Source organism: Mesorhizobium sp. M6A.T.Ce.TU.016.01.1.1, from assembly GCF_003997065.1.
In the GTDB taxonomy this organism is placed as follows: Bacteria; Pseudomonadota; Alphaproteobacteria; order Rhizobiales; family Rhizobiaceae; genus Mesorhizobium; species Mesorhizobium mediterraneum.
In genome coordinates this window covers 1-24,824 of sequence record NZ_RZTJ01000008.1, presented here as the reverse complement: position 1 = coordinate 24,824, position 24,824 = coordinate 1, and the positions used below count along the sequence as shown (strand labels likewise).

Below are 24,824 nucleotides of genomic sequence, written 5' to 3'. Positions count from 1 at the left end.
AGGGTTGGCGTTGCCGCCCGGCTGGTTCACCCGCCAAGAGGGTAACGGCAGCTATGGCAGGCCCAGGGCCCGCAGCATCTCGGAGTCCGGGACCGCAGGCCCTTCCTGCCGGATGACGGTCATTCCATAGGGATTGGAGAATTCCCAGATAGACCATGGGATCGCAAAGCGTTCCGCCTGCTGGCGCACCGCCTTGAGGTAGCGCAGACGGTCAGCGTCGAACGCGCCCATGCGGCCGTCCGCGGACATGAGGATGACGCCGAACTCGCCCATGAAGAGCCGTCGGCTTGGAATGCCATGGGCCTCGGCCCAGTCGACCGCCTGACGGAAGCTCGCCTCGAGTTGGCTTGGGCCCCAATTCTGCTCGAAATATCGGGCGATTGCTTCACGCGCCGCGACCATGTTCATCACCTGCTCGACCGGGCTCAAGCCGGCAGCGTCCATCTGCGCCTTAAGGGTTTCGGTCACCACTTCAGGCGTGCTGCTGTCGGCCGGCCAGGGAAGGCCCGAGGCGAAGGTGTTTGTCCCGTCGGACCGCTGATGCGTGAAGCTGTGCGGCTCATACATGTGGAAGCTGTAGTAGAGGTTCGGATCGTCAAAGCCCGGGGTGAGATTGACCAGTCCGGCAATGCTGCCGCCACAGGCGCCCGTTGCGACGATGGTGAGCTCGCTGCTGACTGCGCGGATATCGCGGATGGTGCCTGCCATGATCCGCTGCCAGTCATCGCTCCCGCTCGAATCGCAGGGGTAGTAGGCCGGCTCGTTATAAGGCTCGATGGCTACCTTGTCGGTGCCGATTTTGACCAGCATGGTGGCGACCGCCACGACCATTTCGCGATAGCTGGCAACGCCCCCGCTGTCGGCACCGTCATAGATCATCTCCATGCTGTAGGCCGGAACCTGGGTGACGCCGTGCAGGTCGAAAACCACCTTGAGGCCGGCCGACGTGACCCGCTCGACCGCGGCGGCAAGTATGTCCAGCGCCTGCTGCCGTTTGGCGCCCTCGCTGGCAAGCAGAGGGCCGGGGTCGACACTCAGCCGGACGAAGTCGAAACCCATCGATCGAATGCTTGCAAACGCCTCGCCATCACGCCAGTTGGCGAGCGGCCTATCTCCGGCGCGCCACTCCTTCTCGCTGCGATAGGGCGGCCAACGGTAGGATCCATCATCCTCTATCGGCGACCAGTTGAGCCATCCATGCACGCCAACGCCGCGCTGGAGCGGGATCGGCGCAGCGTTGGCGGCCATCGCCATGCCGAGCACCCACGCTGCAACACACGCAATCCTTCTCATCGCCACTCTCCGTATCATGGTCGGAGATATTAACCGCAGGATCGGAAAAGGAGGATTGCCGTCGCGCGGCTTTTCGACAGCATGGTATATAAGAATCGAAACCTTGGCGGAGCGCGTATGAGAATCGGCTGGTACATCAACCGGTTGCGCAGCATGGAGCCGGCCGAGGTGTTGCACCGGCTGGGCGAGCAGCGTCGAAGGATCGCTTCGCGCCGCCGCGACGACGGCTGGGAGCGTTATGCTTCGTCCCCGTTGCATCCGGTGCTGCTTGGGTGGCGCGAAGCTGCGCTGGCTGCGACGCCGGCACAACGGCAAGCCATAGCGGCGGCGGCGCAAAAAACGCTTGAGGGCCAGTTTTCCGCACTCGGGCGGACATGGCCGCCGCGCGACCGCGATCGGCTGTTTCCTCCCGAGCTTTGGCGCCTTGATCCGGTAACCGGCAGGCTTTGGCCGGGTCCCGAAAGCCATACTTTCGATATCGATTTTCGCGACGGCGGCGGCCGTGGCGATGTGAAATATGTTTGGGAGATCAACCGGCTGCAGCAGTTGCCGCCACTTGCCGCCCACCTGCTTCTCGCCGGCGACGATGAGTCCCGAATGGCCATCGAGGCGGCGATCGACAGTTGGCATTCAGCCAACCCCCCGTTTCGGGGGGGTGGCTGGGCTTCCGGCATCGAAGTCGCGCTGCGAGCCATCAGCCTGATTGTCACCCTGGACCTCGTCGGCGACCGACTGGGCGCGGCGACACGGCAGCAAGTGGGTGAAATCCTGGCGGCAAGCGCCTATTGGCTGCCGCGGTTTCCCTCCCGGTTTTCCTCCGCCAACAACCATCTCGTCGCAGAACTGGCTGGCGAGTATCTGATCGGCCTGGCGTTGGGGACCGAGGCCGACGCTGCACGCGGAGCCCTCCTGGCCGAGACGCGCAAGCAGATTCTCGCCGATGGCGCCGGTGCCGAGCAGACCCCGACCTACGCCGCCTTCACGGCCGAACTCATCTTGCTGTGCGCCGCTGCGGCACGCCAGGGCGGGGCGCCGTTTCCCTCGCCCGTCGAAGCGCGTCTGGCCGCATTTGCCAATTTCGTCGGCTGGCTCCCGCCAGCCGCCGGCTTTGGCGACAACGACGAAGGTCGCGTGCTGACGCTCGGGGACGAGCCGGGCTATGTCCAATCCGTCGCCGCCGCCATCCATGGTTTTCTGCGGATGCCGGGCGACGCGTCGAAGCCAGACGATTTTCGTGCGCTTTTCCTTGGCACGCCGTCCGAACCGGCACCGGTTCCACACGGGCTGCAAACGTTCACGCAAGGCGGGCTCTCCGTCTGGCGCGGCGAGATGAATGGCCGCAGCATCGATCTGACATTCGACCACGGCCCGCTCGGCTATCTCTCGATCGCGGCTCACGGCCATGCCGACGCGCTGTCGCTCACCTTGTGCATCGATGGCGAGCCGGTGCTGGTCGACCCCGGCACCTGGCTCTACGGCTCGGGGGGCGTCTGGCGCGACTGGTTCCGCTCGACACCGGCGCACAACACACTGAATATCGAGGGCAAAAGCCAAAGCATTATCGCCGGGGAGTTTAACTGGTCGCACAAGGCGGTTGCGACATTGATGGACAGCGAGCCGGGAACCCACTGGAAGCTGCGCGCCCGGCATGACGGGTATAAAAGCCGCTTCGGCGTCGTCCACCAGCGCACCGTGACGCAACAGGCCGACGGCATTCTCGTGGCCGACCAACTGCTCGGCGGCAGGCGCGTGGCCGAGGTCGTCTTCCAACTTGCAGCCGGCCTCAGTGCCAACCAACAAGCAAACACGGTCACGGTATTGCGTGGCGATGAGCCGCTGATGGCCATCCGGTTTCCTGACGCTGGGGTCGAAATCCGCGCCGGCGGCGACGCACCGGGGCAGGGCGGCTGGTTTTCACCGTGTTTTGGCGCCAGGCAGCCAGCCGAACGCATCGCCTGGCGTGGCGAAGTGGGCGAAGACGGAATCAAGATCCACCTCGCGCCAATCTCCCCGTCGCAAAGATAGCGACCGGCGCCGCAGCAGAACGGCCTATCCGTTGTTCCGGCCGTATTCGAGATTAATTACGTTCGGACATTTAGCGTTTTGTTACGGTTGATCTGCTAGTTTGGCGCAAATCCGGCATGCTTTGCTCGTTGCAGCCGCAATAGCCGCCTGGTTGCAGGCAACATGCAGTGGGTTTGGCAAGCTTTTTGCTTCGCAATTCGCCGGATCGCCATCTCACGGCCCAGGAGCCACTGCACCGATGTTTTCTGAATTCGCCAGAGTGGTTGTGGAAAAGCTTTCGAACCTCAATCTGCTGACGCTCGGCCTGCTTTTTCTCACGGCACTGGGGAGCGCGGTGGTCGCTTACTGGCGAACTGTCGAGCATAAATCCTTCAGGGACTTTTTCGATTTCGCGTTCCCGGCGGAAGTCATTCTACACCCGTCGGCGCGAGCCGATGTCCTATTTTGGGTCACGAAACGGCTGATGATGCCTTTTCTGCTCATCCCTGCCGGCGTCACCTTCGTTGCTGCAGTTGGCTATGGGACACACCAGGCAATCGGCTGGCTGTTCGACATCCAGGCGCCGCTCATCGGCGGCCCGGCCGGACCGGTGACGATCGTCATCTTCACCGCAACCATGCTGATCGCCTACGATATCTCATACTATCTCTACCATGTCGCCCAGCACCACTTCCCGTTCCTGTGGGAATTGCACAAGGTGCATCATTCGGCCGAAGTGATGGTGGGAATCACCAAGGATCGGGTTCATCCGCTGGACGATCTGATGAATCGTATGTGGGATGGCGTCATCCCGGGGATCTGCTTCGGCATCTGGGGCCTGATCGCGCTCGATCCGGTGGAGATCGCTATCTTCGGCATCAACGTCTATATCATCCGCAACATCCTGATGATGGACTTTGTTCGCCATACACACTTCAAGATTTCCTTCGGCCCGTTGAACAACATCATCTTGTGCCCGCACTGGCATCAGGTGCACCACAGCATCGACCCTCGCCACTATGACAAGAATTTTGGCCTGCTTTTTTCGTTCTGGGACCGCCTCTTCGGAACGCAGTTCGTCCCGGATCCGGATGAAGACCTCAAATTTGGCCTGATAGATCGCGATGTGCGCGACTATCAATCGCTCTTTGGGCTTTACATCCTGCCTCTCAAGAAGATGGGAGGGCATGTCGTCCGACTGTTCCACAGGCGTCCCGATGTCGTCGCACAGCCACAGGATCGTTCCCCTTCATGAACACCATTGTTTCGATTGACGCTTCGAGCGCAGAGCGCCTGGAAGTTGTCCGTTCGGCGGAACGCCTGGCTGCGGTCGAAGCCGATTGGATGCATCTTTGGCATCGCACCGATGCGCTGATCTTTCAGAGTCATGCCTGGGTTTCGGCATGGTGGAATACTGTAGCGGACCGTGACCAACGCGCGCTGCGGATCGGCCTGGTCTGGAACGGTGACAGGCTCGTTGCCATCGTTCCCCTGGCGATCGGCAAGCGCAAAGGCCTGCGGTTTCTTGAATGGGCGGCCAACAGCTATACCGATTACGGGGATATTCTCATTGCTCCGGAATGCTCATTATCGGCCCTGCAGGGCGTATGGGCCCAGATATGTGACGCCGGCGGCTTCGATCTTGCCTTTCTCAATCGTCTTTTGCCGGGTGCGGCGGCGCGCAAAATTTTCACTGCGGATGTCTCACGCGGCATCAGGCTTCGCCCCAATCACAGGGAGGAAGTCAGTTATCGCGTCGCCGGACCGTGGAAGAGCGGAGCGGCATGGTTCGAGGACCAGTCCAAAAAGACACGCCAGAACTATCGGCGAGGCATCAAGGCATTGGAAGAAACCGGGAAAGTGAAATTTCGCTTGCTTGCGACCGATGAGCCGCTGCAGCCGGTATTGGAGCGGCTCGCTGCCCTGAAGCGCAGATGGCTGGTGCAGCACACGCGTGAATCCCAACTTTTCGAGGAGGGAGCGCCAGTGCTCGCCGCACTCGTCGACGCGCTGGCGCGCGCCGGCTTGCTGCACATTTTCGTGCTTGAATGCGATGGCGTGATGGTCGCAGTCTCGATCAACTTCGTCCAGCACCACACCATGATGGCGTTTGTGACCACCTTCGATCCGGATTTCAGCCGAGCGTCGCCGGGCATAATCCTGATCATGGACTACATACAGTGGTCGATCGATCATGGCTTGGGCATGGTCGATTTCCTCTGTGGTGCAGAGTCCTTCAAGAACAAGTTCGCAACGCAGGGTGTTATCCTACAATCCGTTCTTGGGACGCGCACGGCGCAAGGCCAGCTCGCTTTTCTTGCCGATCGTATGCGTCAGACGGTCCGGCATGTACGCGGGCGCGGGGTGGTACCGACACCTTGATTTCGGCTTGATTGCGTCAGCCTCATCAGGTCGCCGGCAGCACGAACCGCTCAAAGTGCCGATTGTGCCTGCGATGGAACGACCCGCCAGACTTTATTGCCGACATCGTCTGCTACCAGAAGGGCGCCGCGCCGGTCTATCGCCACCCCCACAGGACGGCCGAAAGCCTTGTCGTCCTGGCTCAGGAAGCCGGTGAGGATGTCTTGAGGCGGGCCAGAGGGCTTGCCACCGGTAAACGGCACGAAAATCACCTTGTAGCCGCTGCGCGGCTTGCGATTCCACGAGCCATGTTGCCCGACGAAGGCGCCATTCCTGTATTGAGGACCGAACAGGTCGCCCGTGTTGAAGGTCAGTCCCAATGAAGCCGTGTGCGCCCCGAGCGCATAGTCCGGCTTGATCGCCTTGGCGACGAGGTCGGGCCGCTGCGGCTCGACGCGATCATCGACATGCTGGCCGTAGTAGCTGTAAGGCCAGCCGTAGAAGCCGCCATCCTTCACCGAGGTCATGTAGTCCGGCACGAGGTCGCTGCCGATCTCGTCGCGCTCGTTGACGACGACCCAAAGCTCGCCGCTTTCCGGATTCCAGGACAGGCCGTTGGGATTGCGCAGCCCGGAGGCGAAGAGACGCGTCTGTTTCGAGGCGAGATCGATCTCCAGCACGGCGGCGCGGCTCTCCTCTTCCTCCAAGCCGTTCTCGCCGACATTGGAATTGGATCCGACCGTTGCATAGAGCTTCGTCCCGTCCTGCGAGGCGGTCACGTCCTTGGTCCAGTGGTGGTTCCTCCCCGCAGGCAGGTCGACGATCTTCTCCGCCGGTGCGGTGATCTCGGTCGCGCCCTCCTGGTAGGGAAAAGCCACAATTGCATTGGCATTGGCGACGTAGAGCTTGCCATTGAGCAGGGTCATGCCGAATGGCGAGAACAGACCAGTGAGGAAGGCCGTTTTGGTTTCTGCCACCCCGTCGCCATCCTGATCGCGCAGCAGCGAGATGCGATTGGCGCTAGACGTTTCCGCGCCAGCCCGGCTCTGGAAGAGGTCTGTGAAGAAGTGGCGTATGCTGCGGATGCTATCTATGAGGAAGCCGCGTATGCTGCGTGTGTTAAAGCCCTCGTCCGGCCTGGGCGGCGCATTGCTCTCCGCCACCAGCACGTCGCCGTTTGGCAGCACGTGCAGCCAGCGCGGATGGTCGAGCCCGCCGGCAAACTCGTTGACTGCAAATCCTTGGGCCGCTGTCGGCTTCGTGCCCTTCGGCCACGGCGCGGCCTTGGCGACATGGACGGTCGGCAGCCAGGTCAGATTGGGCTCCGGCAGAGTCGGGTTGGGGCCATAGCCCTCTGCGATCGGAACTGTCGCCTCTTCGCGGGACAGGAAGAAGACCGCTCCGCCGGCGACGACGAAAAGAACGATCAGCACGAGAACGGCGGTAAGCAACTTTTTCACCAGAACCTCGGAATGTCGAAAAAACGCAAACGCGCTTATCGCGTTCCGGTTGCGGACGGAGCGGCCGATAGCGAGAAATAGGCCGCAAGCGCGCGGAGGTCGTCATCCGTCAGACCCTTCGCGGCATTGGCCATGAGATGGCCGAAGCGCGTTCCGCCACGCTTTCCGGCCCTGAACAGCCCAAGCTGCGCCGCGATGTAGCGCTCAGGCTGGCCGGCGAGGGAGGGATAGAACCGACTGCGGTCCTGTCTTCCATGGCAGCCGAGACAGGCTGGCACGCCGGCGTGCCTCATGCCTCTCTCGGCGATTTCCTTGCCGCGCCCGATGAGCGCGGGATCGCCCCCGCCGCTGGCATGCGTCGTCGGCAGGGCGGCGAAATGCTTGGCCAGGTCCGGCCAGAACTGCGGCCCCGCCTCAATGGCGGGCAGGCTCATCATCCCGCTTGCCCGGCTTCCTTCGGCGTAGGCACGCAGGCTTTCAAGGAGATAGGCTTCGCTCTGCCCGGCGAGAACGGGTATCGCGGGACCGCGACCCCGTCCGTTCCCACCGTGGCAGCGGACGCAATCCGCGAGCGCCTGCGGCAGGGGCCCGGCATCGCCTTCGGGAGACGCTAGCGTCTCTCCAAAGGCGAGGTCACGATAGGTGGCTTCGTCCATCGACGGCAGCTCGCGCAGGAAGGCGACCATCGCCCAGACCTCGTCGTCGCGTTCCTGCGTCGGCCAGGCAGGCATGCCGGTGAAGCGCACGCCGTGCTTGACGATGCGGAAAAGCTGCGCGTCGGTCCATTCGCCGACGGACCCGGCAAGGTCGGGCGGCTGCGGCAGCATCCTCGTGACGACAGGAGATCGCGGCTCGCCTGGCGCTCCGTGACAGATGGCGCAGCCGCGCGCGAAATGTCCGGCGGCCGGCTGGATCGCATGGCGCGGCAGAGTTTCCGGAACGTCGACCGCCAGCGCATAGGTGCGCACAGCCGATCGCATGGCGAAATGGAGAAACCATTCCGTGATCTTCCAGTGGCCGCTTGAGGCACCGACATTGAAAAAGCCGATCCACGCCGCCAGCACCACGACGAAGGGCAGAATGGCCAGCGCTATGGCGAGCTTTTTCCAGCTGATATGCATCAGCCTGTCTCCCGCGACGGAGTGGCGAGCATGCGCGCGAAAAGCGTCAAGCCGCCGGCCAGATAGACCGCAGCACCAACCAGAAGCATGATCACGCCGCCAAGCTCCTGATCCTGCTGCGCGGAAAGCGCGATGCCGAAGCAGCTTACCTCGCCTTTCCCATAAAGCGGCCTTGGGGTCAGCGCCAGCAGCGCGCCGAGCAAGGTCATATGGATGGATGTGAGAAGCAGGGCGAAGGCTCCGGCGGCATTGCCTGTGGTGTCCGAGCCGCGGCGCGGCAGGAAGGCCAACCACAAGAACAGCCCGGCGGCGAGGAACGTGGCCTGCTCGATGGCGGTGGCCAACAGCGAGCTTTGAGCCAGCCCCCGCATGGCCGGCGCGTGCCAGGACCAGACAATGACAAGCTCGACGAGGGAGGCGAGGAGGGGTAGGGCGAACGTCCGGTTTGCATCTGGTGTTGGACCGAGCGGGATCCCAATCGCCATCAGCGGCGCGGCGATCGCTACCACTCCCATATGCGCCAGCATGTGCGCCGAAAACGAATCCCGCCAGGCGTCGAGCAGCGGCCCGAGCCAGACCAGGGCGAGGACGAAGAGGCCGAGGATGAGGCAAGCGCGTCTCACCGGATACACTCCGTCAGGAACAATGCGGGCATCGCGGTGAAGATCACGGCGATGAAGCTGAGACCCGAGAGCAGCAGCGTCGCAAAGCCCTGGAACAGGGTCCGGTCCCGTCTCGTCGGATCGTCATGGGGCGGATCATCGGTGCCGAAGCCCCATTGCCGCCAGGCGAGCCATGCGGACAGCGCGATCAGTGAGAGGGCGATCACAGTGGCGGCGGCGATACCCGCGCGCACAGCGCTGAAACTCAGCCCGACAAGCTCAGGTTTAGCGCAATAGATCGCCGCGCCCAGATAGCAGACGAGGAAATGCGCAGCCCAGACCACGGGCGCGGTAAACAGCGTCCAGAGTGTCTCGATCTGTTTCGGGATGAGCCGCATCGCCGCCTCACATCGCTGCCGGAAAGAGGCCGATGATGGTGAAGGTGATGACGGCGGTGACCAGCAGGAAATGCCAGTAGAGCAGCACGTTGCCTAGATCCATGTCATGCTTCGGCGTCAGCCGGCCCGCCAGCGAGCGTGCCAGGCAATAGGCCTGCATGACCGTGCCGACCGCTGCATGGGCGAGCACCCAGAGCACGAGGATCCACACGATTGCGGGATAGACGTGGCGCGTCGGCTCCATGCCGGGAGACCACGGCCCGGCCAAGCCTGCGGCGGACGCGCCGACGGTGGTTAGTAAGGACAGCACCAGCGAGCCGCGCATAGCGGCCGTGGCGCCGCGCCTGTTGAACGTGCGTGCCGCCACCATCAGGCCCCACGCTGCAGCAAACAGGATGGCAGCCACCAGCGACCAGACCGCATCAGGCCCGGCAATCCCCGCGGTGAAGTCGGCATGGATCGTCCAGTAGAAGAAATAACCGAAGACAAGGCTGGCAAAGGCCGTGCCGTCGCCCACCATGGTGATGAACATCGCCCACCAGCCGACCGAATCGGGACCGGAGGCATAAAGCGGCAGGCTGAGGCCGAGGCCGACATCTTTCTCCGGCTTCTCGGGGATTTCGCCGGTGCCCGTCCAGAGCCAATAGAGGACGGCGCAAAAGCAGATAATTGCAGCCAGCGCCGTCGCGATCCACCAGTGGAAGGTAAGCGCGATGAAGGCGGCCCCGAGCGAGAGGGCCGAGACGATGGTGACATAGGACGTGCCGCCGACGCGCAGCACCTGGATGGGTTCGGCGTCGAGCACGGAGGTGACCAGTCCCTCGCGCCATCCCTCTTCCGCGTCGGGCAGGTAATAGCGGCCTTCATTGACCTTGCGGGCAAGGTCCTTTTGGTCCCACAGGGGATAGCGGCTGCGCACGAGGGGTATCGAGCGGACGCCCCAGTTCTCCTCCGGCTCGGAAATCCATTCCAGCGTGCCGGCGTTCCACGGGTTGAGTTCGCCGCGCGGCTGCCGGTGCTTCGGCCTGAGCACGTCGAAGACAACCATCAGCACGCCCGCTGCGAAGACGAAGGCTCCGGCCGTCGAGATGAGGTTCAGCCAATCCCAGCCGATTTCAGCCGGATAAGTGAAGACGCGCCGGGGCATGCCGCGCAAGCCGCTCAGATGCATGGGGAAGAAGGCGATGTTGAAGCCGCAGAACATCAGCCAGAAGGCGAGCCGACCCAGACGGTCGGAAAGCTGCTTCGCGTCGATCAGCGGGTAATAGTAATAGAGCCCGGCCACGACCGGAAAAAGCATGCCGCCGATCAGCACATAATGCAGGTGCGCGACGACAAAATACGTGTCGTGCGCCTGCCAGTCGAAGGGTGCTAGCGCCACCATGACCCCCGTCAGCCCGCCGATGACGAAGATGGCCAATCCTCCGGCACCGAACAGCATCGGCGTCGAGAAGATCACCCGGCCGGCAAGCATGGTGGCGATGAAGACGAAGATCTGCACGCCGGTCGGGATCGCCACCGCCTCGGAGGCCGCCGAGAAGAAGGCCAGCGAGATCTGCGGCAGGCCTGTCGCAAACATGTGATGCACCCACAGGCCGAAGGAGAGGAACCCAGTTCCCACTGCCGCAAGCACGATCCAGGAATAACCGACGATCGGACGCTGGGAAAAAGTCGGCACGATCATCGCCATCAGCGCGATGGCCGGCAGGAAGATGATGTAGACCTCCGGATGGCCGAAGATCCAGAACAGATGCTGCCAGAGCAGTGGGTCGCCGCCACGTGCCGCATCGAAGAACGGCCAATCGAACATCCGTTCCATCTCGAACAGGAGGTCGCCGGCGATCAGCGGCGGAAAGGCGAACAGGATCATTCCCGCCACGATCAGCAGGTACCAGGCGAAGAGCGGCATCAGGTTGATGCGCATGCCCGGCGCACGGCATTTCATGATGCCGACGATGAGCTCGACGGCGGCCGCGATCGAGGCGACTTCGATGAACGAAAGGCCTAGCAGCCAAATGTCGGCGCCGATGCCGGAGAACTCCTTGTCGGTGGCGAGCGGCGGATACATGAACCAGCCTGTCGACGGCGCAGCATTGAAGAAGATCGAGCCACAGACGAAGATACCGCCAAGGAAAAAGCTCCAAAAACTGAAGGCACCGAGGCGCGGGAACGGCATCTCGCGCGCGCCCAGCATCGGCGGCAGGAGGAAGATCGCGACCGCCTCGAAGATCGGCACCGCGAACAGGAACATCATCACCGTGCCGTGCAGGGTGAAGGCCTGGTTGAAGAAGTCGGCCGACAGGAAGTCGTTGTCGGGCACGGCGAGCTGCAGGCGCATGAGCAGCGCGAGCGCGCCGGCGAACAGCATGAAGGCGAAGGCGGCCGAGCCGTACCAGAGGCCGATCTGGAAATTGTTCACCGAGGTCCAGTAGCGCCAGCCGGTCGGATTGGCCCACACGGTGCGCAGCCGCTCTTCCTGCGCCTTGTATTCTTCCCGCGAACGCTCCTTGACCGCAGCGCTCATTGCAGGCCTCTCAGCCAGGCGGCTATGGCGCGAACGTCGTCCGGTGGCAACATGTCGAAAGCCGGCATGCTGGAGCCGGGCTTGATCAGTTCGGGCCGGGCGATGAAGCGGGCGACGGCGTCTTCGGTGTTGGGCAGGATGCCAGCTCCGACGGTGACGCGGGATCCGAGATGCGAAAGATCCGGGCCGATCGTGCCGCGCGCATCTGTGCCCGCGACGAAATGGCAGGACCCGCAGCCATGACGCAGGAACAGCGCGCTGCCGCTCGCGCCTGCGCTTGGCGCAGGAATCGCCTGGGCGGCCAGCCAGGACCGGAATGCTTCGGGCTCCATCGCCACGGCCGAGAACGCCATCAGCGCGTGAGACGTGCCGCAATATTCGGCACAGGGTCCCCGGAAAACACCGGGTTTCGTGGCCTTGAGTGAAAGCCTGTTGATGCGGCCGGGGATCATGTCCATCTTGCCGCCGAGCGGTGGAATCCAGAAGGAATGGATCACATCGGCACTTTTCAGGGTCAATTCGACCCGCTCGCCGACCGGCAGCCTGATCTCGTTGGCAGAAGCGACCGGTGACCCCTGAGATGGGTGATAGACAACTTCCCACCAGAACTGCCTGCCGGTGACCTCGATCCGCAGGGCGGCGGAGCTCGCCTGGGCGAAGGGCCGGAGGCCAGGCATCAGCCACAGTGCATAGGCGAGCAGGGCACAAAGCGTGGCCGACGGGAAGACCACGCCGCCCCAAAGGATGATCCTGCTGGCGGACTTTTCGGCCAGCCTGCGGCGATTGAACAGGGCTGAATGAAGAAGCAGGCCGACCACGCCCAGCCAGATGAGCGCGCCGCCGCTTAGCATTACCCAGAACAGCACGGCTATCTGCTGCGCTTCCTCTCCCGCGGGCTCAAGTACCGACCAAGCGCCGGCATAGCCGCTCGCGAGCAAAAAAGACGCAGCGGACAGGCTGAAATATTGACCCATTTCCAACCCCTCCGCGGTAAACCGGCGAGATGGGCGGAAGGTTCCGGGCGATTGAGCTTTCGAACTAAAGCTGCATTCGCCGCGGCTCTTGGGCAATTTTTCAACCACTGACGAAACAATTGCGCTCGATCCCCGTTTGCCCGTCATGGTGGGTATTGGGATTGCCCATGCTTAAGGAGGCGACGATGAGCGCAACCGGCCTGGAAGTTTTTGACAAAACCCTGCAAACAACACACATCTGGCTGGACGAGATCATGGCCGACCACGGGCCCGATAGGCGCGTTGCCTGGCATATGCTGGGCGCCGTTTTGCGCACTTTGCGAGACTGGCTGCAGATCGAACTGGCTGCCAATTTGGGAGCGGAGCTGCCGCTTCTCATACGCGGCGCCTACTATGATCGGTATCGGCCGCATAATCTGCCGACCAACAGCCGTTCATTGGAGGAATTCCTGCAGCGCGTGGCCGAGGAGATGAAATCCACTCGACCCGTGAATCCCGAGGATGCGACGAGATCTGTGTTCAAAGTTCTCGCTCGGCATGTCGACCTCGGCCAGTCGGCGAAAGTGCGAGACGCTTTGCCGAAACACATCCAGGCGCTTTGGCCCGAAAGCGTCGGAGTGTAGTGGCAGCAAAGACAAAGGTCGGGCTGCCGATGTGATCTTCAACTGGCTCCGCCCCAGCCGGTCAGTCCTTTTGCTCGCGATACAAGCGCTCGGTCGCCCGATCGCTTTCTCTGCGTTCTGCCGGACCGCGATCGCGCTGCGTGAGGAGTGCGTAGGCGATCAGGATCGCCAGCAATAGCGGGCCGCCGGCAACGACGATCAACCACATGCTGTTCTCGAACATGGAACATCTCCTTTCCCTCATTGTCGAGAAGGTGGAACCGTTCCTCCCTTCTGGTGCAGGGGCGGACAGCACGGTGTAGATATCTTCAACCGAATGACCTGTGCCGCCAATTCAACCGTTGCGTTCGTATGTCCCCACCAATTCTGCTTCCTCCAGGACATGTTTTTTGGCTTCTTGCCAGATGCGCTCCACGCCCGCGGACCCCGGAATCGCGAGGCTCGGCGTGTCGAGCGCGGCAAGTCGGAAATGGTAATGATGGATGCCGTGCCCGATCGGCGGTTCAGGACCGTCATAGTAAGCGTTGCCAAAGTCGTTTGTGGCTTGCCTGAGCGCTGCAGGACCAGGCTTGCCACTCTCAGCGTCGGGCAGTTCGCCGACGTCAGGCGGGATGTTGAACACTGCCCAGTGACCGAAGGTTCCGTTCGGCGCATCGGGATCCTGCACGACGAGAACGAGGCTCTTCGCCTTATCCGGCACACCCGACCATTTCAGCGGCGGGGACACGTTCTTTCCATCACGGGTATATCTTTCCGGAATTTTTCCACCCTCGGCAAAGGCGGAACTGCTGAGCGTAAGCGGCATGGCTCATTCCTCCAAAAAACGGCTTGTTCGTGGCGTGCTTGTGCTCGGCAAGCGCACTGATGGAGGAATGGACGTCCCTCGGAAACGTTCCATTGTGCGAACCATTGGCTGGCTGGTTTTCAGGCTTTGACGATATCTGTCTGGACCCCTAACATCTGGTCTCAGACTCACTACGTGTTGAGAGGGAACCACAAAGGCTTTCCGACAGTTGAATGAAGAGGCGACAGCAACCAGACCGGCCGGGGCGAGGATACCATGCGCGAGAACCACTCCGACGTCTTCGATCTGTTTTCGGAGATTTACACGAATGCGGCGCAGGAGGAGATAAGCATCCAGCAATATCTCCTCGCCTGCCGTGAGGATAAATCGATGTATGCCTCGGCGCCCGAACGGATGGTCGAGGCGATCGGCGAACCCACTCTGGTCGACACCAGCATGGATGAGCGGCTCGGCCGCATTTTCGCGAACAGGACAATCAAGGTGTATCCCTCCTTCGCCGAGTTTTATGGCATGGAGGACACGATCGAGCGTATCGCCGGCTATTTTCGCTACGCCTCTCAAGGGCTTGAGGAGCGCAAGCAGATTCTTTACCTGCTCGGCCCTGTCGGCGGCGGCAAGTCCTCGCTGGCCGAACGGCTGAAGAAGCTGATGGAGCAGCGTCCGATCTATACGCTGAAGGTCGGCGACCAGATCAGCCCGGTTTTCGAATCGCCGCTCGGGCTTTTCCATCCCGACCGCATGGCTGACCTTTTGGAGGACAAATACGGCATCGCGCGGCGCCGGTTGAACGGCTTGATCTCGCCGTGGGCGGCCAAGCGCCTCGATGAACTGTCCGGCGACATCTCCAAGTTCAGCGTCGTCAAGCTGATGCCTTCGCGGCTGCGCCAGATCGGCATCGCCAAGACCGAGCCAGGCGATGAGAACAACCAGGACGTTTCGGCCCTGGTCGGCAAGGTCGACATAAGACAACTCGAGCATTTCAGCCAATCCGATCCGGACGCCTATTCCTACAGCGGCGGCCTGAACCGGACCACGCAAGGGTTGCTTGAGTTCGTCGAGATGTTCAAGGCGCCGATCAAGGTCCTCCATCCGTTGCTGACCGCTACCCAGGAAGGCAGCTACAACGGCACGGAAAACTTCGGATCTTTCCCTTATCAGGGCATCGTCGTAGCCCATTCCAACGAATCGGAATGGCTGCAGTTCAAGAACAACAAGAACAACGAGGCGTTCCTCGACCGTATCCTGGTGGTCAAGGTGCCATATTGCCTGCGGGTCACCGAAGAAAGGCAGATCTACGAAAAGCTGCTGCGCGAAAGCGAGTTGGCCTCCAGTTCTTGTGCTCCGGAGGTCCTGGACATTCTCAGCCGGTTCACCGTATCGACGCGTCTGGCCGAGCACGACAATTCGCCGCTCTACACGAAGATGCGCGTTTATGACGGCGAAAACCTCAAGGACATAGATCCCAAGGCGAAGTCGGTTCAGGAATACCGCGATGCCGCTGGGGTCGACGAAGGGATGACCGGCGTCAGCACGCGCTTTGCTTTCAAGATCCTGTCGCAGACATTCAACTACGACACCAAGGAAGTGGCCGCCGATCCCGTGCATCTGATGTACATTCTGGAGGAGGCGATCAAGCGCGAGCAGTTCCCAAAGGAAACGGAAGCTGCTTATCTCGACTTCATAAAGTCCGAACTCGCCCCGCGTTATGCCGAGTTTATCGGCCATGAGATCCAGAAGGCTTATCTGGAATCCTACAGCGAATACGGCCAGAACCTGTTCGACCGCTACATCGCCTACGCCGACGCCTGGATCGAGGATCAGGACTACAAAGACTCCGACACCGGCCAGATCCTCAATCGCGAGGTGCTGGACAACGAACTGTCGCAAGTCGAAAAGCCGGCCGGCATCGCCAATCCCAAGGACTTCCGCAACGAGGTCGTGAAGTTCACGTTGCGCGCCCGGGCCAGGAATAATGGCCGCAATCCGTCATGGACAAGCTATGAAAAGCTGCGCGAAGTCATCGAAAAGCGGATGTTCGGCCAGGTCGAGGATCTGCTCCCGGTGATCAGCTTCGGCTCCAAGCAGGACAGCGTAACAGAGAAGCGGCATACCGAGTTCGTGCATCGGATGGTCGGACGCGGTTACACCGAACGTCAGGTCCGCCGGCTGGTGGACTGGTACATGCGGGTGAACAAGGCGGGTTGAGTCCGGCCGGGATGGTTCCATGCCGATCTTCATCGATCGCCGACTGAACCCGAAGGACAAGAGCCTCGGCAACCGCCAGCGCTTCCTGAAGCGTGCGCGCGAGGAACTGAAGCGAAGCATCCGGGATCAGATCCGCACCGGCAAGATCGCGGATGTGGATGCCGAGCATGCCGTCTCCATGCCAGCGAGGGGCACAGCCGAGCCGAGCTTCGGCGATGCGAAGGACAGCGGCAGGCGGCAGCACATCCTGCCGGGCAACAAGCATTTCGCCCCAGGCGACCGGGTTCCCAAGCCCGGCCAGGGCGGCGGCGGCTCGTCTCCCGGGAAAGCGGTCTCGGAAGACGACTTTCGTTTCGTGCTCTCGCGCGAGGAGGTGCTCGATCTCTTCTTCGAGGATCTCGAACTTCCCGACATGGTCAAGCTCAATCTCAAGGAGATACTTGCCTTCAAGCCGCGCCGGGCTGGGTTCGCCGCGACCGGTGCCCCAACCAACATCAATGTCGGGCGCACGATGCGAAACAGCCATGGTCGCCGAATTGCGCTCAGGCGTCCCAAGCAGGGGGAACTCGATGCGATTGCGGAGGAACTCGCAATCCTGGAGGCAGAGCCCGCGAGCGCGGCGGCAGGCCAGCGCATTACAGCGTTGCGGGAAGAGCTTGAGCGACTTGAGCGCCGCCGCAAGCGGATCGCCTATGTCGACCCGGTCGACATCCGCTTCAACCGTTTCGACTTCCGGCCCGTGCCGAATGCCAATGCGGTCATGTTCTGTCTCATGGACGTATCCGGCTCAATGGGCGAGCGCGAGAAGGATTTGGCCAAGCGCTTCTTCGTGCTGCTGCACCTGTTCCTGAAACGGCGCTACGATCGCACCGAAATCGTCTTCATCCGTCATACGCACGAGGCGCAGGAGGTGGACGAGGAAACCTTCTTCTACAATACGCAAAGCGGCGGTACGGTCGTTTCCACGGCCCTCGAAGAGATGCACCGCATCATCGAGCAACGCTATCCCAGCAACGAGTGGAACATCTATGCCGCCCAGGCATCGGATGGCGACAATTTCGTGACCGATTCCGAGCGCTGCATAGGCCTCATGGACAGCCAGATCATGCGCCTGTGCCAGTATTTCGCCTATGTCGAGATCATCGACGAACGCGAGAGCCATATTTTCGGCACCACCGACAATGGAACCTCGCTCTGGCGCGCCTACAATGCTGTCAACCAGAGATGGCCGAATTTCCAGATGAGCCGCATCGCCAACGCAGCCGACATCTATCCGGTCTTCCGCCAGCTCTTTGCCAGGCAGCCGGCCTTCCAGAAGAGCGCTTGAAGGTGAGCTGATGGCGAACCAGACCAGCAAATTCGGCCAGACCAGCAAATCCGGCCAAACCAGCAAATCAGGTTTGCTCTTTTCGGGGTCCGACTGGGATTTCAAGACATTGTCGCGCGCCTACGAAGCGATCGAGGCGATCGCGATCGAAGAGCTTCACCTTGACGTCTATCCAGTGCAGATGGAGATCATCTCGTCCCAGCAGATGCTCGACGCCTATTCCTCGGTCGGCATGCCGCTGATGTATCGCCATTGGTCCTTCGGCAAGCATTTCCTCTATCAGGAATTGCTCTATCGCAAAGGCGGGCGGGGGCTCGCCTATGAACTGGTCATCAATTCCAATCCTTGCATCGTCTACCTGATGGAGGAAAACACCATGGCCCTGCAGGCCCTGGTGACAGCTCATGCAGCACTTGGCCATAATCATTTCTTCAAGAACAATCATCTGTTCCGGCAGTGGACGGATGCCAGCGCGATCCTGAGTTATCTTGATTTCGCCAAAGGCTACATTGCCCGCTGCGAGGAGCGGCACGGCGTGGCCGCGGTGGAGGCGATCCTCGACTCGGCCCACGCGCTGATGGAACAGGGCGTGTTCAGATACCATCGGCCGCCGAAGCTGTCGTCGGAGCGGCAGCGTGAAGGCATTCGCGAGCGCCTGGAGTACGAAGAGCGTTCCTACAACGACCTGTGGCGCACGCTCCCGCGTTCGAAGGACGGGACCAAGGCCAGCGAAACGGACCTCGGCATGGCGGAGCGGAAGAAAACGCTCAAGCTGCCCGAGGAGAACCTGCTCTACTTCCTGGAAAAAAACAGCCTGGTCCTGGAGCCTTGGCAACGTGAAATCATCAGGATCGTCCGCGTCGTCGCGCAATACTTTTATCCGCAGCGGCAAACGCAGGTGATGAACGAAGGTTGTGCCACCTTCGTGCACTACACACTCATGAACATGCTGTTCGATCGCGGCCAGATCACCGAAGGCGCGATGCTGGAAATCCTGCGCAACCATTCGAACGTGATCTTTCAGCCGGCTTTCGACGATCCGCGGTTTTCCGGCATCAATCCCTATGCCTTGGGCCTCGACATGATGCAGGACATCCAGCGCATATCGACTGAGCCGACCGCCGAGGATCGTGACTGGTTCCCCGATATAGCCGGCAACGGCAATTGGCGCGAAACCCTGCTCGACGCGTGGGCGAACCATCGCGACGAATCTTTCATCCGCCAGTATCTGAGCCCCGCCCTGATGCGGAAATGGCGGTTCTTTATCCTCGCCGATGCCGCCAGCGAACCGCATTACGAAGTCGCGTCGATACACAATGAGCGTGGCTACGAAAAGATACGCGCCGGGCTCGCCCACAGCTACGACATCGGCGCCAGCCGGCCGGATATCCAGGTGGTGGATGTGGACCTGCTCGGCGACCGACAGTTGCGACTGGAGCACAAGGTGAAGAACGGCATCGTGCTGGAGGAGGCCAGTCGCGACGCGACACTGCGCCATATCCGTCGCCTGTGGGGCTATGAGGTCAGCCTGGCGGCGATCGATGCGCAAACGGGTGGGACGCTCAACGAACGTTCGACCAGCCAAATCGGGGAATGACCAACCGGTCTACAGCCAATCGCTGCAAAGGTCCGCGCCGTTTCGCCATGCGTCAGCGCAGCCTCTCGTGATCAAGCTTGCTGTGGGTCCGATGCCCTGGCCGTAGGACCCGGGAAGGTCGGTTCCGTGGGAATCTCGGGTGGTGTATCGGGAGGAATTTCGACGGGCTGCCTTTCCGGGCTGGGAACGGGATCAGGCGAAGGCGGAGGAACGCCCGGAGGCTCATTCGGCGGAGTTTCCGGCGGAGCAGGCGGCCGCGCAGGCTCAGGATTGGGATTATCCGGTATCGGCACGGGATTGTTCGGATCAGGATCGGGCATGTCCGTTTCCTTGAGGAGGATCAGCTGGGATGTTCCTCGAGGAGGATCACCTGGGATGACAACCATCGTGCCTAGCGATGGTTCCCTGCCGTCACGGACGTGGCCATTTTGGTGAAGGCCGATGGCACGGGCGCGCCGGCCGAACGACAAATTCGGCGCGGTTCAATGTCAGGCGGCATTGGAAATGGGACGGTGCCTCCACCGTCGTCACCTTTACCGGGTCGGGGAGCACTCTATGTACGCTGCGTATTGCGAGGCAGGGAGTAACAGCATGCGCGCATTCATGATTGTCGCCCTTCTTCTGGTCGCAATCACGATGGCTCTCTCGCTCGCGCACGCGTTGGAGTTGCCCGGCAAGTTGCGCCTCAAGGAGGCAACCTACAAATCTGTGCAGGCGATCTACTATCCCGGCTTCACTGTCGGCGGGTTCGCCGAGATCGGCGGCATCATTGCGCTCGCCATCCTGCTCTACCTGACGCCTTATCCAGGCGCTCGATTCTGGTGGACCTTGATGGCACTTGTCTTCTTGGTGGCGGAACATGCGACCTATTGGTTGGTCACGCATCCCGTCAACAATTTCTGGATGCAAGATATCGCTGTATCGAAACCAGCCGCGACGTTTTTTTCAATGCTCCCTCGGAAGCAAAGCCGCGACTGGAGGGACTTGCGCGACGTTTGGGAAGCCTCGCACGTCGCCAGGGCAGGCCTGGCGATGCTGAGCCTGATCTCAATTGCTGTCGCCGCGACATTTTTTGCTGGGAGTGAATAGCGCGGAGGGATGGCCGCGACGCTATTTGTTCGTCCGCATCTTTTGCCTTGGATTGATCCCGCCAAGGGCGTTCGTGTCGTTCTCGACATCGCCTTCAATCGTGTTTTCGCCTTCGAGCATGAGTTCGTCGCCTTCTTTGATCGTGCCCTTGGAGGTCCCGATACCGGGATTGTTCCTCAGATCGGCATCGCTCGGCTTTTTCCATTTTGGATGTTTGGTTCCGCTCATGGCACAACTCCTTCGAAAAGGGTCCTGTTCTAGAAACAGCAGGGCGCGATGAATGTTCCGCCGAAACGCACCTTGATACGGCTCTGCCGTGAGGCGCTAAAGCCCGAACGGATAGGTGTCGGGAACGCCCGTACCGACATGCTCCGGCCCAAGCGGCGTCACCGCGGCGGTCTCGTCAAACCACACGAACGCGTCAAATTGCTGGGAAAGAGAGGCATCCGCATAATGGCTGCGCAGCTCGGTCTCCGGCCGATAGATCACGCCGATGAAGCGCTCCAGCCGACGCTCCAGAAGCCGTTCGCGCAGCGTGTCGTCGCGCTTAATGTCGAGCAGGAAACGCGAGACGCCGCAGTCGTGGCAAAGCCGCTCGTAGCTATCGCTATGGGAAGGCCGCACCCGCTTGATTTCCATCTCGCCGTCCCAGTCGGAGGCCGCGGCCACTGTCCCGGAATGCGTGCCGAGCCCGATCAAGGCTGCCTCGTCGCCGAAACGCTGGCGGCAGAGTTGGCCTATGTTCACTTCGTCCCTGACAATTCCCATCTCGGTATAGCGGGCGTCGCCGATATGGGAATTATGCGCCCACACGACCGCCTTGGCGTTCGGCCCGCGGGCTTCCAGCAGATGCTCGAGCGTCTCGAACATGTGGGTGTCGCGCAGGTTCCAGGACTGCGCGCCGCCATAGTACATGATCCGATAGTAGCGTTCTGCGGAAGCGATCAGCCGGGCATTCTGGGTGGCATCCAGAAAATCGACGCCGTCCTGCTGCGCATAGTCGAGCTGTTTGGCAAGCAGTTCGCGGCATTGTTCAAGCACCGCCTTCTCGCATTTCTCGTAACCCGATGTGAGCGCGACACGGCCATAGGTGGATGGCTCGTTTTGCCAAGGCGTCAGGCAGCCATAGCGTTCACGTGCGATCTTTGCCGCCTGCGGATCGACCCGGTCGAGATATTGCAGAACCGCGGCGATCGATCCGCTCATGTTGTAGATGTCGAGGCCATAGAACCCCGCCAGTCGGGACGATATCCTGATCCTTTCATTGTGTTGTCGCATCCAGTCGACGAACGCCGCAACGTCCGTGTTGCGCCACATCCAGGTGGGAAACCGCTGGAACGGCGGATCGGCGTCAGCGCGTGACGACCGGTGGCGGACGTAGCGATCGATCGCCGCTGCATCAGGCCAGTCGGCCTCGACTGCGACGATGGTGAAGCCGTGTTTCTCGATCAGCCTGCGAGTGATCGCCGCGCGGGCTCGGTAGAACTCCGACGTGCCGTGGCTCGCTTCACCGAGCAGGACGACGCGCCTGTCGCCAAACCGGTCGAACAATTCGCCGAACGCCGGATCGTCGAAATCCGGCAGCGGTTCGGCCGCCGCCGCGATCATCTCCGGCAGGCTGCGCGTGCGCGCGCGTCCGGACGGACGATCCGCGATGCGGCTGCCATTCTCGGGCCAGCCCTGCTCGCCGATGAGCGGGACAAACCGCACGCCGCCGAAATCCTCTTCGCTGTAAGTTGCAGCGCCGGTTCGGGTGACCTTGAGAAGGCGCTGATCATGCGGTTCGTCGCCGACCGGGATGACGAGCCTGCCGCCGACGTCGAGCTGCTCCTGAAGCGCAAGCGGCGCACCGGGTCCGCCGGCTGCGACCAGAATGGCGTCGAAGGGCGCTGCGTCGGGCCAGCCTTTGGTGCCATCGCCGGTGCGAACTTCGATATTATCATAGCCAAGCTCTTCGAACCGCTGCCTCGCCGTTTCGGCCAATCCAGCGTGGCGTTCGATCGTGTAAACGCGTTCGACGATCCGGCTCATCACGGCAGCCGCGTACCCGGAGCCGGTGCCAACCTCCAGGACATGGTCGCCCGGTCCGATCTCCGCCATCTCGATCATCAATGCGACGATGTAGGGCTGCGATATCGTCTGGCCCTCCGCAATCGGCAGCGGCCCATCCTCGTAGGCGAATTCTTCAAAGCCGGGTGCGACGAAAGCCTCGCGCGGAACCTCACGCATCGCTTCCAGCACCTCGTGGTCATGGATGCCACGGCGACTGAGATGGACTTCGACCATTCGGTTGCGTGCATCGGGAAGATCGAGCATCTTTTGCTCCTCTTGCCAGTTGGCGGCCCTCCGGCCCGATTGTGCCCCCAATCGTGCCCAACGGCGACAATCCCTCCATCGGTGCGCGCCCGGCCTCGGCAGCGCTTGATCATTTCCTGCGGCTCGTCTCCTTAACCGTTGGCGAGCTTCCAGGTTCCTGCAAAAGAGCGATTGGCAGGCGTAAATGGCGGCTCCAGCCGAACTTATTTCCGTGAAAATCCTTTCTCCGGGGCGATGGCACTCCAGATATCGACGGGCAAACGCATTCTGGAGACGTTTCGATGAACGACGAGGCTCGGACCACCGCGCAGCCAACAGGCCTTGATCAGGTCGCTCTCATGAACCGCTATTGGCGCGCCGCGAACTACATTTCGGTTGGCCAGATATACCTGCTCGACAATCCGCTCCTGCGCGAGCCCCTGAAAGCCGAGCACGTCAAGCCGCGGCTGCTCGGCCATTGGGGCACGACACCCGGCCTCAATTTCATCTACGTCCACCTGAACCGCGTCATCCGTGAGCGCAGTCTCGAAATTCTGTTTATCTGCGGCCCAGGTCATGGCGGCCCGGCGATGGTCGCGAACACATGGCTCGAGGGCACCTACAGCGAGATCTATCCGGAAATCGGCCAGGGCGAAGACGGCCTGAGAAAGCTCTTCCGGCAATTCTCCTTTCCTGGCGGCGTGCCTAGCCATGTGGCGCCCGAAACGCCCGGCTCGATCCATGAAGGCGGAGAACTGGGATATGCGCTGGTCCATGCTTTCGGCGCGGCCTTCGACAATCCCGATCTGGTGGTCGCCTGCGTCGTCGGCGACGGTGAAGCGGAAACCGGTCCGCTCGCGGCGGCTTGGCATTCCAACAAGTTCCTCAACCCGGCATCCGACGGCGCCGTGCTGCCGATCCTGCATCTCAACGGCTACAAGATCGCCAACCCGACAATCCTAGCCCGCATGGATGACGTGGAATTGCGAAGCCTGTTTGCCGGCTATGGCTACGAACCATTTTTCGTCGAAGGTCACGAGCCAATTCCCATGCATCGGTTGATGGCCACGAAGCTGGACACCGCGCTGGACAGGATCCGCTCAATCCAGAAGCGAGCCCGTGCTTCGGGCTGGCAGGGAGAGCGTCCGCTGTGGCCGATGATCGTGCTGCGTAGCCCGAAGGGGTGGACCGGACCGAAGGAGGTCGATGGCAAGAAGGTCGAGGATTTCTGGCGCTCGCATCAAGTGCCGGTGTCGAACGCTCGCGGCAACGAGGCGCACCGCAAGATCCTCGAAGACTGGATGCGGAGCTACGAGCCGGAAAAGCTGTTCGACAATAGCGGGCGTCTGCTTCCAGACCTGGCGGCGCTTGCGCCAACCGGGCCCCAGCGCATGGGCGCGACCCCGTATGCCAATGGCGGATTGCTGAAGCGCGACCTCGCGCTTCCAGATTGGAAAAGCCTGGCGCTCGATGTGCCGCGTCCAGGAGGCGCCAAGGCCGAGGCGACGCGGGTTCTCGGAAGCTATCTCCGCGACGTGATGCGCCTGAATGCGGAGGCCAGGAATTTTCGGCTGATGGGACCGGATGAGACATCCTCCAACCGCCTTGACCACGTCTTCGAAGTCACGGACCGGGTCTGGATGCAGCGGATCGAGCCCTATGACGTCCAGCTCTCCCGTGACGGCCGCGTCATGGAAGTGCTCAGCGAGCATCTCTGCCAGGGTTGGCTGGAGGGCTATCTGCTGACCGGCCGCCATGGCCTGTTCTCCTGCTACGAGGCGTTCATCCACATCGTCGATTCCATGGTCAACCAGCATGCGAAATGGCTGAAGACGTCCAGGGAGCTTGCCTGGCGCAAGCCGATCGCTTCTCTCAATTACCTGCTGACCTCCCATGTCTGGCGGCAGGATCACAATGGCTTCAGCCATCAGGATCCGGGCTTTGCCGACTTCGTCGCCAACAAGAAGGCCGATACGGTCAGGCTGTATTTTCCGCCGGATGCCAACACGCTGCTCTGGATCGCCGACCATTGCCTGAGAACCTACAACCGCATCAACGTGATCACCGCCGGCAAGCAGCCGGCGCCGCAATGGCTGTCTGTGGAAGACGCGGAAACGCACTGCCGGGCGGGGGCGGGGACCTGGGG

At 61.7% G+C, this 24,824-nt stretch carries 20 protein-coding genes; 9 read left to right on the top strand and 11 right to left on the bottom strand.

Annotation, left to right across the window (positions count from 1 at the left end; all coding sequences use genetic code 11):
• Positions 1–51: 51 nt before the first annotated feature.
• Positions 52–1,293: a cellulase family glycosylhydrolase gene (locus tag EOC94_RS16670; RefSeq protein WP_095489081.1), complete on the bottom strand. Its 1,242-nt coding sequence runs from the start codon at positions 1,291–1,293 to the stop codon at positions 52–54.
• Positions 1,294–1,410: 117 nt separating this feature from the next.
• Between EOC94_RS16670 and EOC94_RS16665 the strand changes: the two genes are divergently transcribed.
• From EOC94_RS16665 to EOC94_RS16655, 3 genes are all read left to right on the top strand, one after another.
• A complete protein-coding gene (locus tag EOC94_RS16665) occupies positions 1,411–3,318 on the top strand; it encodes a heparinase II/III-family protein (RefSeq protein WP_127291847.1) in 1,908 nt (635 codons plus the stop codon).
• A gap of 238 nt (positions 3,319–3,556) precedes the next feature.
• Positions 3,557–4,552, top strand: coding sequence for a sterol desaturase family protein (locus tag EOC94_RS16660; protein ID WP_127291844.1), 996 nt, complete (start codon positions 3,557–3,559; stop codon positions 4,550–4,552).
• The gene (locus EOC94_RS16655; RefSeq protein WP_126105486.1) at positions 4,549–5,679 is read left to right on the top strand and encodes a GNAT family N-acetyltransferase; all 1,131 of its coding nucleotides are present in this window, start codon (positions 4,549–4,551) and stop codon (positions 5,677–5,679) included. The genes EOC94_RS16660 and EOC94_RS16655 overlap by 4 nt, the downstream gene beginning before the upstream one ends.
• Before the next feature lie 50 nt (positions 5,680–5,729).
• Here the strand turns inward: EOC94_RS16655 and EOC94_RS16650 are convergent, their stop codons facing one another.
• The 6 genes from EOC94_RS16650 to coxB all read right to left on the bottom strand — a co-directional run bounded on the left by EOC94_RS16650 (position 5,730) and on the right by coxB (position 12,737).
• Positions 5,730–7,046, bottom strand: coding sequence for a sorbosone dehydrogenase family protein (locus tag EOC94_RS16650; protein ID WP_245465595.1), 1,317 nt, complete (start codon positions 7,044–7,046; stop codon positions 5,730–5,732).
• 107 nt (positions 7,047–7,153) lie between these two features.
• Entirely contained in the window at positions 7,154–8,239 is a 1,086-nt protein-coding gene (locus EOC94_RS16645) for a c-type cytochrome (RefSeq protein WP_185928256.1), read from the bottom strand.
• Positions 8,239–8,862: a cytochrome c oxidase assembly protein gene (locus tag EOC94_RS16640; protein WP_185928255.1), complete on the bottom strand. Its 624-nt coding sequence runs from the start codon at positions 8,860–8,862 to the stop codon at positions 8,239–8,241. Before EOC94_RS16640 ends, EOC94_RS16645 begins: the two co-directional genes overlap by 1 nt.
• The gene (locus EOC94_RS16635) at positions 8,859–9,239 is read right to left on the bottom strand and encodes a hypothetical protein (RefSeq protein WP_095489087.1); all 381 of its coding nucleotides are present in this window, start codon (positions 9,237–9,239) and stop codon (positions 8,859–8,861) included. Before EOC94_RS16635 ends, EOC94_RS16640 begins: the two co-directional genes overlap by 4 nt.
• 7 nt (positions 9,240–9,246) lie before the next feature.
• The gene (ctaD, locus tag EOC94_RS16630) at positions 9,247–11,763 is read right to left on the bottom strand and encodes a cytochrome c oxidase subunit I (protein WP_127291836.1); all 2,517 of its coding nucleotides are present in this window, start codon (positions 11,761–11,763) and stop codon (positions 9,247–9,249) included.
• Entirely contained in the window at positions 11,760–12,737 is a 978-nt protein-coding gene (gene coxB, locus EOC94_RS16625) for a cytochrome c oxidase subunit II (protein ID WP_127291833.1), read from the bottom strand. The genes ctaD and coxB overlap by 4 nt, the downstream gene beginning before the upstream one ends.
• 185 nt (positions 12,738–12,922) lie before the next feature.
• Between coxB and EOC94_RS16620 the strand changes: the two genes are divergently transcribed.
• Positions 12,923–13,360, top strand: a complete 438-nt coding sequence (locus EOC94_RS16620; RefSeq protein ID WP_095489250.1) for a DUF2267 domain-containing protein — start codon at positions 12,923–12,925, stop codon at positions 13,358–13,360.
• Between the two features lie 61 nt (positions 13,361–13,421).
• Here the strand turns inward: EOC94_RS16620 and EOC94_RS34105 are convergent, their stop codons facing one another.
• A complete protein-coding gene (locus EOC94_RS34105; RefSeq protein WP_095489090.1) occupies positions 13,422–13,583 on the bottom strand; it encodes a hypothetical protein in 162 nt (53 codons plus the stop codon).
• A 111-nt stretch (positions 13,584–13,694) separates the two neighbouring features.
• Positions 13,695–14,165, bottom strand: coding sequence for a YbhB/YbcL family Raf kinase inhibitor-like protein (locus tag EOC94_RS16615; RefSeq protein WP_126105491.1), 471 nt, complete (start codon positions 14,163–14,165; stop codon positions 13,695–13,697).
• 255 nt (positions 14,166–14,420) lie between these two features.
• On the opposite strand from EOC94_RS16615, the gene EOC94_RS16610 reads away from it, so the two are divergent.
• The 4 genes from EOC94_RS16610 to EOC94_RS16595 all read left to right on the top strand — a co-directional run bounded on the left by EOC94_RS16610 (position 14,421) and on the right by EOC94_RS16595 (position 20,383).
• On the top strand, positions 14,421–16,370 hold the full coding sequence (locus tag EOC94_RS16610; protein ID WP_126105492.1) for a PrkA family serine protein kinase: 1,950 nt from the start codon (positions 14,421–14,423) through the stop codon (positions 16,368–16,370).
• A gap of 19 nt (positions 16,371–16,389) precedes the next feature.
• Complete coding sequence (locus EOC94_RS16605; protein WP_126105493.1) at positions 16,390–17,697, top strand: YeaH/YhbH family protein; 1,308 nt, start codon at positions 16,390–16,392, stop codon at positions 17,695–17,697.
• Positions 17,698–17,707: 10 nt separating this feature from the next.
• On the top strand, positions 17,708–19,294 hold the full coding sequence (locus EOC94_RS16600; RefSeq protein ID WP_126105494.1) for a SpoVR family protein: 1,587 nt from the start codon (positions 17,708–17,710) through the stop codon (positions 19,292–19,294).
• 591 nt (positions 19,295–19,885) lie between these two features.
• Positions 19,886–20,383 (top strand): DUF1772 domain-containing protein, encoded by a 498-nt coding sequence (locus tag EOC94_RS16595; protein WP_127291830.1) that lies wholly within the window; start codon positions 19,886–19,888, stop codon positions 20,381–20,383.
• A gap of 21 nt (positions 20,384–20,404) precedes the next feature.
• Here the strand turns inward: EOC94_RS16595 and EOC94_RS16590 are convergent, their stop codons facing one another.
• Entirely contained in the window at positions 20,405–20,611 is a 207-nt protein-coding gene (locus tag EOC94_RS16590) for a hypothetical protein (protein ID WP_126105496.1), read from the bottom strand.
• A gap of 96 nt (positions 20,612–20,707) precedes the next feature.
• A complete protein-coding gene (locus EOC94_RS16585) occupies positions 20,708–22,699 on the bottom strand; it encodes a protein-L-isoaspartate(D-aspartate) O-methyltransferase (protein ID WP_127291828.1) in 1,992 nt (663 codons plus the stop codon).
• Positions 22,700–22,980: 281 nt separating this feature from the next.
• Between EOC94_RS16585 and EOC94_RS16580 the strand changes: the two genes are divergently transcribed.
• A partial coding sequence (locus EOC94_RS16580; RefSeq protein ID WP_148128430.1) for a phosphoketolase family protein occupies positions 22,981–24,824 on the top strand: 1,844 nt, incomplete at its 3' end.

Excerpts from the sequence above, each read along its gene's own strand:
- EOC94_RS16670 (WP_095489081.1), bottom strand. The coding sequence starts at position 1,293 with ATGAGAAGGATTGCGTGTGTTGCAGCGTGGGTGCTCGGCATGGCGATG.
- EOC94_RS16665 (WP_127291847.1), top strand. The coding sequence starts at position 1,411 with ATGAGAATCGGCTGGTACATCAACCGGTTGCGCAGCATGGAGCCGGCC.
- EOC94_RS16660 (WP_127291844.1), top strand. The coding sequence starts at position 3,557 with ATGTTTTCTGAATTCGCCAGAGTGGTTGTGGAAAAGCTTTCGAACCTC.
- EOC94_RS16655 (WP_126105486.1), top strand. The coding sequence starts at position 4,549 with ATGAACACCATTGTTTCGATTGACGCTTCGAGCGCAGAGCGCCTGGAA.
- EOC94_RS16645 (WP_185928256.1), bottom strand. The coding sequence starts at position 8,239 with ATGCATATCAGCTGGAAAAAGCTCGCCATAGCGCTGGCCATTCTGCCC.
- EOC94_RS16635 (WP_095489087.1), bottom strand. The coding sequence starts at position 9,239 with ATGCGGCTCATCCCGAAACAGATCGAGACACTCTGGACGCTGTTTACC.
- ctaD (WP_127291836.1), bottom strand. The coding sequence starts at position 11,763 with ATGAGCGCTGCGGTCAAGGAGCGTTCGCGGGAAGAATACAAGGCGCAG.
- coxB (WP_127291833.1), bottom strand. The coding sequence starts at position 12,737 with ATGGGTCAATATTTCAGCCTGTCCGCTGCGTCTTTTTTGCTCGCGAGC.
- EOC94_RS16620 (WP_095489250.1), top strand. The coding sequence starts at position 12,923 with ATGAGCGCAACCGGCCTGGAAGTTTTTGACAAAACCCTGCAAACAACA.
- EOC94_RS34105 (WP_095489090.1), bottom strand. The coding sequence starts at position 13,583 with ATGTTCGAGAACAGCATGTGGTTGATCGTCGTTGCCGGCGGCCCGCTA.
- EOC94_RS16615 (WP_126105491.1), bottom strand. The coding sequence starts at position 14,165 with ATGCCGCTTACGCTCAGCAGTTCCGCCTTTGCCGAGGGTGGAAAAATT.
- EOC94_RS16610 (WP_126105492.1), top strand. The coding sequence starts at position 14,421 with ATGCGCGAGAACCACTCCGACGTCTTCGATCTGTTTTCGGAGATTTAC.
- EOC94_RS16605 (WP_126105493.1), top strand. The coding sequence starts at position 16,390 with ATGCCGATCTTCATCGATCGCCGACTGAACCCGAAGGACAAGAGCCTC.
- EOC94_RS16600 (WP_126105494.1), top strand. The coding sequence starts at position 17,708 with ATGGCGAACCAGACCAGCAAATTCGGCCAGACCAGCAAATCCGGCCAA.
- EOC94_RS16595 (WP_127291830.1), top strand. The coding sequence starts at position 19,886 with ATGCGCGCATTCATGATTGTCGCCCTTCTTCTGGTCGCAATCACGATG.
- EOC94_RS16590 (WP_126105496.1), bottom strand. The coding sequence starts at position 20,611 with ATGAGCGGAACCAAACATCCAAAATGGAAAAAGCCGAGCGATGCCGAT.
- EOC94_RS16585 (WP_127291828.1), bottom strand. The coding sequence starts at position 22,699 with ATGCTCGATCTTCCCGATGCACGCAACCGAATGGTCGAAGTCCATCTC.